Raw genomic sequence first — 13,738 nt, forward strand, 5'->3', positions numbered from 1 at the left:
TAGTTTGTCTTCGACGACTAACTGTTTTTTTAGATGTTATTTCAAATAATGATTGATTGTTTTTTGGTAGTTCAACCAATCTTGTTGTCCAGAATTAAAGTAATCAGCTAATAAATAGCCAATATAAGGACCAGTTGTCAAACCAGAAGAACCTAAACCACTTGCAACGACAGCTGTTGGATTATTTGGTAAGCAGTTGAAAAAAGGAGCAAAATCGGAGGTATAGGCACGGGTTCCCACACGATAGTTTGCTGGATATTTTTCAAAAAAAGATGATTCTGTCAGAAAAGGCACTGATTTTTCTCTCAGTTGAGAAAAAGCTTCCGTTGTTGGTGTTAGATCATAGCCACCGTCATTTTCATGTGTTGCACCGATTAAAATTTGTCCGTTTTCAAAAGGAATCAGATCGCTCTCGCCATCTAGCATGGCAACTGGCCAGCTGCCACTCTTTTTATAAGGTGTATCAAAGGCTAATAGTTGTCCTTTTTGAGGTCTAATATCTGTAGTAAATCCCAAGGGTTGTAATAAATGAGGCAATCCCGGTCCTGCACATAATGCAATAGCATCAAAAGCTTCTGTTTCATTTTGAGTATTAACGAGCCAGTGATCGTTTTGTTGATTGAGTTGGACGACAGCTGTTTTTAAAGTTATGCCCTGAGCAATTGCTCGTTGTCGTAATGTTTCTAAGTAACTGGCACCATCCAACTTTCCACCGCCTGTAATAAATAAGGCAGATGCTGTTTTTAATAACGGCAGCTTTTCTGTGACTTTTTCACCGGTCAATAATTGAATATCCCCAATTTCAGGTGCTGCCTGCTTCCGTTCTTTGGCCAAAGCCATTAACGGCTCAAGTTCTCCATCTTTTCTAAGGATCAATGTTCCAGTTTGTCGATAAACATTGGCGGCCAAATCAAAATCTTGTACTAGTTTAGGATAGAACGCTGCCCCATCTTTTGCTAGTTGATACCATTGTTTATTGCGTCGCTTAGACAACCAAGGGGAAATAATTCCTGCGCTTGCCTTGGTTGCTTGTCCAACAGGATTGTCGTAAATCGTTATACTATATTTTTTTAGATCGATATAGTTGGCTAAAGTCATCCCAATGATTCCGCCGCCGATAATCGCTAATTTTTTCATAAGTTGCTCCTTTTGTATACATCTAGAATTAAGTAATTTATTGTTACATAAGATCGACTTAGATGCAAGTCACTCTGAAGAGTAAGCGGCTGTTCTAATTGCGATAGTAAGCCTATGGAGAAAATTTGATAAAAGAATAACAGGAATTTAATGAGAAAAGCCTTTTTTATTATGGTATGATAATAAGTGTTATTGTTAGTTGCAATACAGCTTAAATATATAGGAGGTTACGGAATGAGAAAAACAACATTAGGGTATTTGCTAACGGCTGTAAGCTTGACCATTTTATTGAATGGATGCGGTTCTAGTGGAGCAAAGACTGGTGATTCTGGTCAAAAATCAGCAAACAATGAACAAACATTTTCTGTTGTTGCTAAACAAGAAATTCCGTCGATCGATGCATCGGTTACAAATGATGTCGTTGGGTGGGGTGTATTAAAAAATACCAGTGAGGGATTATTCCGTGCTGATAAGGATGGAAAATTAATTCCAGCAGGTGCCGCTGAATCACCTAAAATCAGTGAAGACGGTTTAACTTACACCATTAAATTACGAGAAGATGCAGTATGGTCAAATGGTGATCCAGTAGTCGCAGCAGATTATGTTTATGGATGGCAAAGGACGGTAGCACCCAAAACTGCTTCTGAGGTTGCTTATCTATTTGAATCAATCAAAAATTATCAAGCAATCATGGACGGCCAAGCACCAGCAGAAGATTTAGGCATAAAAGCGCTACACGATTATGAGCTAGAGGTGACACTAGAAGCGCCTGTTCCTTATATGGAATCGCTACTGTCACTACCGCCATTTTTCCCGCAAAATGAAAAAACAATCAATAAAAGTGGGAAAAAATATGCCAGCTCAAGTGAACATATGGTTTACAACGGCCCTTTTGTCTTAAGCGATTTTGAAGGGGCAGGAACGGATACCAAATGGAGCTATGTGAAAAATGAAAAATATTGGGATCAAGCCAATGTTAAGATGGAGAAAATCAATTTTGATGTAGTCAAAGAAGATGCGACTGCTTTAAATCTGTTTCAGGATGGTCAAACAGACGACATCGTTGTAACAGGCGAATTAGCTCAACAAATGGTTGATGATCCAGCATTCTTTTCACAAGAAATGTCGAATGCAACCTATGTTGAATATAACCAAACCAAAAAAGAATTTCAAAATGAAAATATCCGTAAAGCTATTTCATATGCTTTAGATCGTCAAACGTTAGTTGATCAAGTATTAGGTGATGGCTCGATTGCAGCAACAGGCTTAGTCCCTAAAAATATGTCCTTCAATCCTGAAACCGAAGCTGATTTTGTGAAAGATTCTGGTAATCATTTGAAATATGATCCAGAAAAAGCCAAAGCATCCTGGGAAAAAGCCCAAAAAGAGCTGGGGATCGACACGCTTAAAATCAATTTACTTTCATCCGATGCTGATTCAGCTAAAAAAGTGGTAGAATACATGCAAGGTGCAATTCAAGGAACCTTGAAAGGGGTCACGGTAGAAGTTTCTTCTGTACCGCTTTCCGTTCGACTAGAGCGTGGCAATCAAGGTGACTTTGATATGATCTTAGTCGGTTGGGGTGCAGAATATAATGATCCTAGTGTATTTTTAGAACTATTTGCATCTGATAATATCAATAATAGTGGTAAATATAATAACAAAGAATTCGATAAGTATTTGAAAGCATCTGCTATGACTGATGCTGGGAATCCAAAAGCACGGTGGACAGATTTACTTGAAGCAGAAAAGGTTTTAATGGATACAATGGGTGTTTGTCCAGTCTATCAAAAAGCTGAGGCCCATTTACGAAATCCTAAAGTCAAAGGTATTTTGCCTTCTGGACCAGAGTATGATTATAAATGGACATTTATTGAGTAGCAATTGAAAGTTGAGAAGGAGTGGATTAGATGATTCACCGATATATTCAAGTAACAGGTTCAGCCTTTGAACGCGGAGTTGAAATCGGTAAAATATTAAAAATGCAGATTCAAACGAATTTATCCAGTCAAAAATTATTTTATAAAGATCCAACTGAAATCGTGGATAAATGGTTGGCAAAAGCACAAACGTATCTTGATTACACAGAAAAATTCGCACCGAACGTAGTAACAGAAATGGAAGGCGTAGCCCAAGGAAGTGGCTTAGATTTTCAAGAGATTTTGTATCTGTACACTATTTATGAACGCTCATTTTTTGATGAATTGATTAGTGATAAATGTACCTCATTTGCTGCTAAAGGAAATGCGACTCTCGATGGCTCCGTGATTTGTGGGCAAACTAATGATGAAAGATTGGACGAATACCGATCAGAAGTTGATTGCGTCGTCCATCATATTGATAGCGAGACTGATTTTGAAGCGTTGATTTACAGTCATCCAGGCATTCCAGCCTATATGGGTATGAATAATTACGGCTTAGCGGTGATGTGGACCTATATCGATAATGGACAGCGACAGGCTGGTCTGCCGACCGCAGGTATCATCAGAGAGTTGCTCAACAAGAGAAGTTTAAAAGAAGCGCGTGAGTATCTGTACAGCATTCCTCATGCTGTGCCGAATCAGTTTAGCCTATCACATTCAACTGAAGGAATCGCAAGTTTTGAGTGTTTTCCAAACAAAATTTATGAGCATGCACCAGCGGATGTTATGATTCACGCCAATCATAATAGTATTGCCCTAGAAGAACCAGAAGAAGGCGGTTCTAAAACCTCTCATTCTCGTTTTGAAGCAATGGAAACGATCGTAAATGAAAATGTTGGAATTATTGATGTGGAGTTAGGGAAACAGTTCTTAGCCAATCATCGTAATTTTCCCAAAAGTGTCTGTAATCATCCGTCGCCAGAGCACCCGTTGTCCAAATCATTAGCTTCGATGGTTTTTGATTTAGGAAAAGGAAATATGCATTTAGCCTTTGGGAATGCATGTGAACAGCCATTTCATACGTATCAGTTTAAACAATGGTTTGGATAAGAAAACTCAGGTACTTTTTCTAGAGGGGACTAATGGCTATTTAAGACTGGATAATGCAAGTTATCTAGGTTAAAGAACTGACTTTGTGGACTAAGTGATTTTGAACATTGGTTAAATACCAAAAAATAAAATGTAAAATTATAATTCTATAGTAATGATAATTTAGTTTTACTGGTGATTTTTGGAAATTTCGATCTATTATAAAATAGTGATATAATAACAATGAAAAGAGGGATATGTTAGCCCACATCCCTCTTATGTAAAACCGTTTAAGACGGTAGCAGTTTTTTATAGGTTAAAAATAACCGTTATCCTACTAAAGATAAGACGGTTATTTTTTTTTGTCTTTTTTAGCATATCTACAATCAATTTAATCAAAGCCATGGTAAACATACCAAAGCTTAGAATCAATTGAATTGTTTCTAATGCAGACAAAAGGCTTTCTCCTTTCGTAGATTTTAGTACTTACTTTCATAAGCACCACCACCCATCGAAAGTAGCCACCGTCATAACTTTTCTGCAATGTTTAGTATATCATACTATAGGTTACTTAAGTTTTTTTACTTTGACTTAATACGAGTATTTTTTTTCATAATCCTGTTTGTATAGTAGCGTTATATGTTTAAATGCTATGTTACTTCAAACGAGTCAACAATTCAGCTGTATGCTTCAATAGCCCTGCATAATCCACTTTTTTAGCTTTTATATCGCCATATAAATCCTGCTCATATAACTCCGTCAATTGGATGAAACTACCGTGAAATTGTACATACGCATGCTCAAACCGTTGAGCATAACTAGTTAAGGGTTCATCGAGCTGTCGCGGTAAAATATGCTCTGCTTTGCGTAATAATAACGAGTAAGCTTTAGCAAACTGCTTTGGATAAAGCTTTAGAGTCAGGCTAAAACGTAGCAAGAAAAAGTACTTTTTCAAAAAGAAACTGCCGACTACTAATAAGATAATTAATAAGCCAATAGCTATATTACGTAAAACTTGAAGCCATGGGCTACTTACAGAATCTTGTGTGCTTTTTTTAGTGACAGGCTCTGAATTACTAGAAGTAGCTTCAGTTTGATTTTTTGTTTCAGAAGATACAGTGGTTTCTGCTAAGCTTTCAATTGTCTTTTCTGAGCTAGAAGTAGTTGTCGTTGTAGTTTGACTAACTTCGTTGGTAAAACTTGGTGTGGGTTCAAACGGGATCCAACCATATCCTTCAAAGTAAACTTCCGGCCAAGAATGAGCATCGCTATTTTTAATGGCATATTCTTGATATCCCGCATTTTCAGAGCGCGTGAGTTCCCCAGGTGAAAATCCCTTTGTCCAACGACTAGAAATACCGATTGATCGAAGTAAGATTATCATAGCACTGGAGAAATTATCACAATAACCAACTTTTGACTCAAAAAGAAAGTGATCAACATAATCCTCATTTTGTGGAGTAAAAGGTGTATCCGTTTTTGAATAGCGATAACCACCCTCTTGCTTTAGATAGTGTTCAACGGCTTTGACCTTATCGTAAAGAGTGACTTGATTTTCAGTAATTGAAATAGCTAACTCTTTGATACGACTGGGTGTAGTCACGGGAATTTGACTATTCTGTTCATCCAGAGAAATTTGATAAGGTACTTGCATCAACGATTCTTGTGTAAATGTAGGTTTTTGCCAAGTAAACTGAATCGATTTAGGCTTCGACATAAGATTGATCCGTTGTTTATCTTTGATTTGTTCTACCTTTCCAAGCTCGTTAAGTTGGAGTGAAATTGTTCCGTAAGGATAAGGCAAATAGTCTTTTGGTGCGTTAAAAGTCAATGTGATGCTTGTTTCAGCAGCTAAAGTCCCTTGATATTCAGGATTTGTAGCGAGAATCAAGGGTTGTTCTACAGCTGTTGTGACTATTTCAGAAGTATTCTTCCAACCTTTTCCAGTATAGTAATTTTTGGTTTCCACACGCCAATAATGCTCACTGGTCTGTTTGGCAGTGAAAAGTACCGATCGATCATCTGACAAAGGTCCGCCTAATTGAGCGTTATTTTCACTAAAACCAGCTGTAGCCAAAGAGTCACTGCCATAACCCTCAATTTTTTGATAGATTCCTTGTTGATTTACGTAATCACGAATGCTTGCAGTTTGCGTAATTAAAAAAATCTGTGATCGAGGAAATAGCACAGGAAAGAAATACGAGCCGACAGCAATCAGGAACAGCGCAGTACTACTTAATAAAAATAGCTTCAATTTGACTTGTTTAGCCAACCAATTCGGCGTGTGTTTCAATCCATAAAAAAGAATGGCAAAACTTGTGATCAAAATAACGTGAAGCCCTAAATTTAAACGATTAAACACCGACAACATAAGCAAATAACCAATCAACAACAAAGTGCCGAGTAGCCACCGCTCATAACGGATCAAGAGTACATTTAATAAAATAAGTAAAAACAAAATAATCGCCAAAGCAAAAAAATCAGGTAAGTAATTAATTTCCCCGCTAATCATTTTTGGATAGGTGACGAGCATTTTCTGAACAAAAACACCGAACCAAGAAAAGCCGAATGATCGAGAAAAAGGGAAATAATAGTAAAGTGTGAACGAATAACTAAGCATATAAAACGGTAAAATAACTAATTGGTTTTTGACAAGTAAAGTCATAGAACAAACCAATGCCAACATCCCAACGAAAAAGAATGTGTTTGCCTGGGCTAGATTATAGACTTTTAAAAAAGGCAGAGCAGTTGTTATTAAGATAAAAAAACTGAGCAGTGCAAAAGGCCATCTTTCTTTTAGACTATTTTTCAAAAATAGGACCTCCTTTATGGAGCGAGCTTACTTGATCTTTCCGAAGAAAAGCGAGAACCCCTTCCTCGAACGTCATTAAACAGAGCTCATTTGTCTTCGCTAAATGATTTAATTGTTCAGCTAACTGAGGTGTCTTACAAGGCGTAAAAATCACTAATTTTTTATTTGAATAAGAAGGTAGAGCACACTCCTGTGACAAAGGAGCTACGGTGGCCATGGTAAATTCTTTTAGTGCAGCATCAGGAATATCAGCTAGAATCGTTTGTTGAAACGATAGTTTATGCTCAACGAAGTGAATAAATGAATAATAGATAGAAACAAGTTCTTCAAATTTTTCATGAGCCAAACCATAAAATACAAAATAAGTTTCTGTTTCGGCTTCTTGTTCGTATTCTTTCACGATCAATTCATTTCTTTTTCCAGATAGTTTCCAATCAACTAAATTGAACGGATCTCCTACTTGATAGTTGCGGAAACTTCGAATCGAAAAAGTTTGATTCCCAAAAGGGGTAGTAAAATTTACCATTGAGCTCACTAGTTGGTGATAAAGTTGTTCTGCTACATCTATCTGCAACGTAGGCATGACCACAAATGGACCTGTCGCCTTGACCACATATTGTTTAGAGAATAGTCGAAATAAGTCAGTACTGACAAGGACAAATGAAAGCTCTTGAAAAATGCCTCTTTGGGAAGGGCGCCACTCAAAAGTCAGATCTTTTCGCTGTCCTGAATATAGACCTAAATAGTGGTTGTTTGTTGCGCTATCTTCGCTTAAAAAAATCATGAGTGTTGGAATTGGCAACAGTGTTGGACGATAGCGAAAGAGTTCTACTTGAATGTTACTTGATTGATCGACTCTGTAAATCGTTTTTTCTATTGATTCAACCTTAATTTTTTTTAGAGAAGGCAGCAAAGTCAAAATATCTAGCAACAATAAAAATAGCAAAAAGAAAAACAGTAACCAACCAGTTGGATTGTTAAAAATAATTGCATATAGAAAAACAGCAGTGTAAAAAAGAGCGATACCGATAGCTCGGATAAGATTATTGATCAAATATCGTTTCATAACTATTTCCTAACTGGAACGGGTACTTGTTTAAGTAACTGCTCAAAAATAGCTTCTAATTGTTTTGGTGTGGCTGGTTCTCCACTTTTTAATAGCAAGCGATGACCAAAAGTTGCAGGTAAAATTTGTTGTAAATCACTAGGCGTAACGTAATTTCTTCCTTCGGTTAACGCAAATGCCTTAGCTGCTTGTATAAATGAAACGGATCCGCGTGGACTGATTCCGAGAGCTATTCCGTCATGATTTCGAGTAACATGAACTAATTGCAAAGCATATCTAGCAACTACAGGATCTACATAGATATCGTCAACAATCCTTTTTAACTGACTGATTTCAGAAGCATTCAAGATTTGTCGTACTCGATTTAGCTCATGCCCAGTTTGATTCAAAATTAAATTAAGTTCATCTGTAAATTCAGGATAGCCAATCTGTAGTTTAAATAAAAAGCGATCTAGCTGAGCTTCTGGTAAAGGATAAGTTCCTTCATAATCTAACGGGTTTTGAGTTGCTAAGACAAAGAAGTGCTCATCTAATGGATACGTGTGATTATCGATCGTTACATGTTTTTCAGACATAGCTTCCAACAAAGCTGCTTGAGTTCTAGGCGTTGTTCGATTGATTTCATCCGCTAATAGAACGGTTGTAAAGACTGGCCCTTGATGAAATTCAAATCGGTGTTCAGCTGTATTGTAAATAGAAACACCTAAAATATCACTAGGCAGTAAATCAGGGGTAAATTGAATTCGATTAAATTTACCATGTGTAGCTTTTGCTAAAGTCTTGACCATCATCGTTTTACCAACACCGGGTATGTCCTCAAGTAAAACATGACCGCCAGCTAAGAAAGCGGTCACAGTTAATTGTAAGATCTCACGTTTTCCTAAAATAACTTTTTCCATTTCATCGATCAATGATGTGATTTGTGTGTGTGCGGATTCAAGCATATTGTGTAATCTCCTTATTGTAAAAGTTAAGCAAAATAGATCAGCCAAGCTTGATAATAGATGTATTTTATTTTATTGTATAGATAACATTCGTCTGTTGCAAGATGTCATAAGAGTTTCTTAATATAGTACATAAAAAGACAAAGGAATGAGACAAATCAATGTTCATCTTAAACGATTGAGTTCATACTAATGAATAAATAGTTAATTGGAGGAACGAAACGAATGGATAAAAAAACTCAAATGAAAGCAGTCGGTTTTTTTGAAGGATTCCCTATTACGAATGAGGCAAGCTTTATTGATAAAGACAAACCGATTCCGATCCCAGCAGGCCAAGACATTCTGGTCAATGTTAAGGCTATCTCTGTTAACCCTGTCGATATAAAGCTAAGACAAACAACAAAGAAACAAACGACTTTAAATGTTTTAGGTTTTGATGGGGTCGGCGAAGTTGTCGCTGTGGGTAAGGATGTCAAAAAATTCTCTATAGGTGATCGTGTGTATTATGCAGGGACAACGAAACGAGCTGGTAGTAATCAAGAATTTCAATTAGTACATGAAGCAATTGCGGCATTAGCTCCTAGCAATTTAAACGATGAAGAAGCGGCATCGCTCCCCCTTACTTCTTTGACAGCCTATGAATTATTAGTTGAAAAATTCGGCTTGATTCCAAAAAAACAGGCTAATCAGGGCAAAACGATTTTAGTCATCAACGGAGCAGGTGGTGTGGGTTCGATATTGACGCAATTGGCTGCTTGGGCTGGTCTGACGGTTTACGCTACGGCTAGTCCTAGAAATTTTGATAGGTTAAAGAGAAATGGCGTAACGTATCCTCTTGACTATCACGAAAATTTAAAACAGAGTTTAGCAGAATTGGCGGTTCAGCAGGTGGATTATGTAGCGGTTTTATTTGATATCAGTTCGTACTTTGCCACAGTAGCTGAAGTGATCAAACCTTTCGGGCATGTTGGAACGATCGTAGGTGTGGAAGAGCCTTTAGACATAAGTCTTTTGAAAAACAAGTCAGTTAGTTTTGATTGGGAATATATGTTTGCTAAAACAGATTATCAGGATCGAATTGAAACACAAGGTCAAATACTAGCCCTGATAGCGCAACTGATAGAAGCAGGGGAAATTATGGCGACTGTAGGTAAAGTCTATTCAAATGGGATCAATGCCGCCAATTTGAAAAAAGCTACTGCAGATGTGGAAACAGGGCATATGAATGGGAAGGTCGTAATCAGCGGACGGTTTAACGGGGAACCTAACTAATAATCGTAAGTGATGTTGTAAATCAAGAGACAAGCAAGGCCGTTAGTTTATCCGGGCAACAAAAAAACACAAGAGCTGGCAAAAGATTGGATTCACTTTTGTTCACTCTTGTATTTTTTATTTAATTAAGGGTTATTTTTTTTGTTTTACCTTTTTTAAAACATATTGATAGTTGACGAAGCCAATGACAAGTAAACCAAGGAATAACCAAGCGTAACTTGATTGTTCACCTGTAGCAGGTAAATTCTTTTTAGCCGCTGTATTCGCTTTTGCACTTGCTTTTGGTGAAGGCGTGTTTCCGTTAGCAGTATTTGGAACCTGGTTAGCGGAATCGTTTGTTTCACTATTGTCAGTATTTGACGTAGTTGTTTCAGTCGATTCACTTGATTCAGAAGAATCAGTCGATGTAGTTGGCTCTGTTGTATCTTTATCTTTCGTATAAACATACGTTACTGTCTGAGCTTCTTTCGTAAATAGACCTGTTTGGTTGCCTGTTACTTCTTTAAATGTGTAGCCATTGAAGGCTAGCTGTTCTGTTGTAAATGGAGTTCCAACTGCTTCGGTCTGCTCGATTTTTTTCAGCTCGGTACCCGTTGTGTCAACATAATAAGCAGTCACGGTTCCTTCAATGATTGGTTCAGAAGTTTTTTTGTAAACAAAGGTCACTGTTTGTTCTTGATCAGTGAAACTACCTGATGCATTGGCAGGTAATTCTGTTAACTCATAACCAGTAATTTCTGGAGCTGTGATCTCAAATGTTTGCCCAACTAAACCAGAACGCGTTTCGCTAGTTAACAACTCTTTTCCAGCTTCATCTTGATAATGAATGGTAACTGGTTGGCCGTCATCAAGAATAGTGAATTGGTGTAAATAAGTTCCTGATGAAATAGCATAGAAAGTGAAACCATCCGGTTGTGCATAAGTTCCAGCTGGATTATTTAGCCGTGCATTGTATTCAAAACTTGCAAGGTTTTTAAACTCATCTTCTGTCACCCCAGAAACTGTAATACCTAAATCAGTGATCTGGAGACGATTTGCAGGTAATTGTGTACCGTTGAAATCAAGGTACGTATTACTAGCAGAATTTGATGTTGTAAACGGTGGAACATAACCATCGAAGTTCGTCATTCGGTTTGGCATCATTGAAAATGGTAAAAATAAAGTTTCTTGATCAAAGTCATAGTCTAAAGCAGAACGGCCAAGTGTAGTTGGCAGATCGGTACGACCTGTATTTTGTCCGAATGCTGCCAAATTATTAAGCACAGGGAATTCATTGATTACAGTAAAATCCGTGATGCCACAAAACTGAACAGAAAGTGATGTCAGATTAGGCAGTGCTTTAAAAGGGGCAATAGACGTGATGTTCATATTTGTGTCCATGTAAATACGTGTTAGTGAGGTTAACTGAGCAATCTTAGGCAAGACATCATTGTCAATACTTGTAGCGGCTATACTAAGATTGGTCAACCCGGTATTTTTACTTAGATCAGGGAAATTAGCGCTAGTTAAACTTTTGGTTTGAAGCGTAACATAAGTTAACAAAGATAGCTGTTCTAATGGACTGAAGTCGGTTATGCTATTATTAACATTCATGTAAATAGAGCTTAAATTGGTTGCGTGTTCTAATCCAGAAAGACTAGTGATTAGAGTTGAACTAAGATTAAGGTTCGTTAAACGATCCATGTCTGCTTGTGTCAGTTCACTGCCAGCAGGAAGACCTACTGACGAAATGATTGCTTGTTTTAAAACAGGATCAGCGACTTCAATAGTATCTGCTCTAGGTGCGATCGATGTTGGTACAGCTTCGTTTTCTGTGGTAGATTCTGTCGTTGACATCGTTGTTTCATTTTCCACAGGAATTGTTGTTGCCGGGATTGCTTCTGTGCTAGAACTTTCAACAGTAGTAGCAGACTCAAGTGTTGCTTCTTTTGTTTCAGCGCTTTCTTGTGATACTGCAGGCGTGGTTTGCTCAGTTTCAGCGGGACTATCTTCAGCGAAAACATGAGAAGTGGTGAGCAAAGTCGGTGATAAAAGAGCTAGGACCATAACTGTGCGGACGGATCTTTTCTTATGTAGTGGTGTAATAGTTCTGTTTTTCATATGTAGTTCCTCCATAGTTCAGAATAAAGTGTGTGAAGATAATAAAAAATGTATTATCACAAATCATTTTATCATAAAAATACAAATAAAATTAAATTTTTTTATGAAAAATAACATAAAATTAATAAAAAGTTTGGGAAAACTGGAAATTAGGCGCTTCTAATCTTTTTTTAGATGAGAAAAAAATTTAATTACCCTTTTTTGTATTTTGAAATAAATAGAAAATTAAAGATAAAAGCAAAAGGGTGACAAGTTTTGAGGCGGTAGCTTATAATGAAGGTACTATCTTAAGTAGGGAGTATTTCATGTCATTAAAACAAAAAATCATAGCAGAAAGTAAGCGGCTAGGGATCGATAAGATTGGATTTGCCTCAGCGGAACCTTTCTATGAACTAGAAGAGTCATTAAAAGAACAAAGGGAACTTGGCTTTAATTCAGGCTTTGAACATCAAGTGATTGAAGAGCGAATTTATCCTGAAAAAACATTTGAGAAACCAAAAACAATTATTTCGATTGCGTTAGCTTATCCTACTAAAATAGAAGGAAAAGTACCAAGAGATGAAAAAAGAGGCATGTTTGCCCGAGCATCATGGGGGATTGATTATCATGATGTGTTGCGAGATCGGTTAGCGAAATTGATAGATTTTATTCAATCACAAGCCGAAAGTCTTGAAGAAACTAAGGCATGGCGGTTTGCACCTCAAGTTGATACTGGAGAATTAGTCGATGTAGCGGTTGCTCAACGTGCTGGGTTAGGGTTTATCGGAAGAAATGGTTTGTTGATCACAGAAGAGTTTGGCTCCTTTGTTTACTTAGGAGAGATCGTAACAAATATTGATTTTGAAGTAGATAAACCAGTTGCATTTGGCTGTGGCGATTGTACGCGGTGTGTAACAGCTTGTCCTACACAAGCACTTTTAGGGAATGGTAGTATGAACGCCAAAAAATGCTTGTCTTATCAAACCCAAACCAAAGAGATGATGCCGGAAGAATATCGAAAAAAAATGCATAATGTTATCTACGGTTGTGATATTTGTCAGCTTGTTTGTCCTTATAATCGCGGGAAGGATTTTCATTTTCATAAAGAAATGGAACCAGAGGTTGATACTGTTTATCCTAAACTAAAGCCGATGCTTAGCATTTCCAATAAAGAATTTAAAGAAACCTTTGGGCATCTTTCAGGATCCTGGCGGGGGAAAAAGCCATTGCAAAGAAATGCCTTGATTGCATTAGCCAATTTAGGTGACCGCAGTGCGTTGCCAGAGATTTACAGATGTGCAACAGAAGACGTGCGTCCTGTAATCAGAGGGACGGCTATCTGGGCAATTGGAAAACTAGGAAATAAAGAAGCGGAAAAATGGCTAGGTGTTTTGAATGAATTATTGGAAGTAGAACCAGAAGAAGAGGTACTTGTGGAAATCAGAAATGCTATTAAACGATTAGAGAGCTAAGCAAC

General features: G+C 37.4%; 10 protein-coding genes. 4 read left to right on the forward strand and 6 right to left on the reverse strand.

Annotated elements, in window-relative coordinates; genetic code table 11:
* Positions 1-36 precede the first annotated feature (36 nt).
* Positions 37-1,137: an NAD(P)/FAD-dependent oxidoreductase gene (locus A5866_RS13090; RefSeq protein WP_086445153.1), complete on the reverse strand. Its 1,101-nt coding sequence runs from the start codon at positions 1,135-1,137 to the stop codon at positions 37-39.
* A 234-nt stretch (positions 1,138-1,371) separates the two neighbouring features.
* On the opposite strand from A5866_RS13090, the gene A5866_RS13095 reads away from it, so the two are divergent.
* Together A5866_RS13095 and A5866_RS13100 are read left to right on the forward strand one after the other, a co-directional pair.
* A complete protein-coding gene (locus A5866_RS13095; RefSeq protein WP_086445152.1) occupies positions 1,372-3,018 on the forward strand; it encodes a peptide ABC transporter substrate-binding protein in 1,647 nt (548 codons plus the stop codon).
* A gap of 29 nt (positions 3,019-3,047) precedes the next feature.
* Complete coding sequence (locus A5866_RS13100; protein WP_086445151.1) at positions 3,048-4,109, forward strand: C45 family autoproteolytic acyltransferase/hydolase; 1,062 nt, start codon at positions 3,048-3,050, stop codon at positions 4,107-4,109.
* A gap of 288 nt (positions 4,110-4,397) precedes the next feature.
* Here A5866_RS13100 and A5866_RS13105 read toward each other — a convergent pair whose 3' ends face one another.
* The 4 genes from A5866_RS13105 to A5866_RS13120 all read right to left on the reverse strand — a co-directional run bounded on the left by A5866_RS13105 (position 4,398) and on the right by A5866_RS13120 (position 8,910).
* Positions 4,398-4,544 carry a putative holin-like toxin gene (locus tag A5866_RS13105; RefSeq protein WP_086445150.1) on the reverse strand — a complete coding sequence of 49 codons (147 nt, stop codon included), beginning with the start codon at positions 4,542-4,544 and terminating at the stop codon, positions 4,398-4,400.
* Between the two features lie 199 nt (positions 4,545-4,743).
* Complete coding sequence (locus A5866_RS13110) at positions 4,744-6,900, reverse strand: DUF4129 domain-containing transglutaminase family protein (protein WP_086445149.1); 2,157 nt, start codon at positions 6,898-6,900, stop codon at positions 4,744-4,746.
* The gene (locus A5866_RS13115; protein WP_086445148.1) at positions 6,890-7,966 is read right to left on the reverse strand and encodes a DUF58 domain-containing protein; all 1,077 of its coding nucleotides are present in this window, start codon (positions 7,964-7,966) and stop codon (positions 6,890-6,892) included. The genes A5866_RS13110 and A5866_RS13115 overlap by 11 nt, the downstream gene beginning before the upstream one ends.
* 2 nt (positions 7,967-7,968) lie before the next feature.
* Entirely contained in the window at positions 7,969-8,910 is a 942-nt protein-coding gene (locus A5866_RS13120) for an AAA family ATPase (protein WP_086276955.1), read from the reverse strand.
* A gap of 225 nt (positions 8,911-9,135) precedes the next feature.
* Between A5866_RS13120 and A5866_RS13125 the strand changes: the two genes are divergently transcribed.
* Complete coding sequence (locus A5866_RS13125) at positions 9,136-10,182, forward strand: zinc-binding alcohol dehydrogenase family protein (RefSeq protein ID WP_086276952.1); 1,047 nt, start codon at positions 9,136-9,138, stop codon at positions 10,180-10,182.
* A gap of 132 nt (positions 10,183-10,314) precedes the next feature.
* Here the strand turns inward: A5866_RS13125 and A5866_RS13130 are convergent, their stop codons facing one another.
* On the reverse strand, positions 10,315-12,282 hold the full coding sequence (locus A5866_RS13130; protein WP_086445147.1) for a MucBP domain-containing protein: 1,968 nt from the start codon (positions 12,280-12,282) through the stop codon (positions 10,315-10,317).
* Between the two features lie 305 nt (positions 12,283-12,587).
* On the opposite strand from A5866_RS13130, the gene queG reads away from it, so the two are divergent.
* Positions 12,588-13,733 (forward strand): tRNA epoxyqueuosine(34) reductase QueG, encoded by a 1,146-nt coding sequence (queG, locus tag A5866_RS13135; RefSeq protein WP_086276946.1) that lies wholly within the window; start codon positions 12,588-12,590, stop codon positions 13,731-13,733.
* Positions 13,734-13,738: the final 5 nt, after the last annotated feature.

The sequence above is a fragment of the Enterococcus sp. 12C11_DIV0727 genome (assembly GCF_002148425.2).
GTDB lineage: Bacteria > Bacillota > Bacilli > Lactobacillales > Enterococcaceae > Enterococcus_L > Enterococcus_L lemimoniae.

Coding starts and splice junctions, on each gene's coding strand:
- A5866_RS13090 (WP_086445153.1), bottom strand. CDS start 1,137: ATGAAAAAATTAGCGATTATCGGCGGCGGAATCATTGGGATGACTTTA.
- A5866_RS13095 (WP_086445152.1), top strand. CDS start 1,372: ATGAGAAAAACAACATTAGGGTATTTGCTAACGGCTGTAAGCTTGACC.
- A5866_RS13100 (WP_086445151.1), top strand. CDS start 3,048: ATGATTCACCGATATATTCAAGTAACAGGTTCAGCCTTTGAACGCGGA.
- A5866_RS13115 (WP_086445148.1), bottom strand. CDS start 7,966: ATGAAACGATATTTGATCAATAATCTTATCCGAGCTATCGGTATCGCT.
- A5866_RS13120 (WP_086276955.1), bottom strand. CDS start 8,910: ATGCTTGAATCCGCACACACACAAATCACATCATTGATCGATGAAATG.
- A5866_RS13125 (WP_086276952.1), top strand. CDS start 9,136: ATGGATAAAAAAACTCAAATGAAAGCAGTCGGTTTTTTTGAAGGATTC.
- A5866_RS13130 (WP_086445147.1), bottom strand. CDS start 12,282: ATGAAAAACAGAACTATTACACCACTACATAAGAAAAGATCCGTCCGC.
- queG (WP_086276946.1), top strand. CDS start 12,588: ATGTCATTAAAACAAAAAATCATAGCAGAAAGTAAGCGGCTAGGGATC.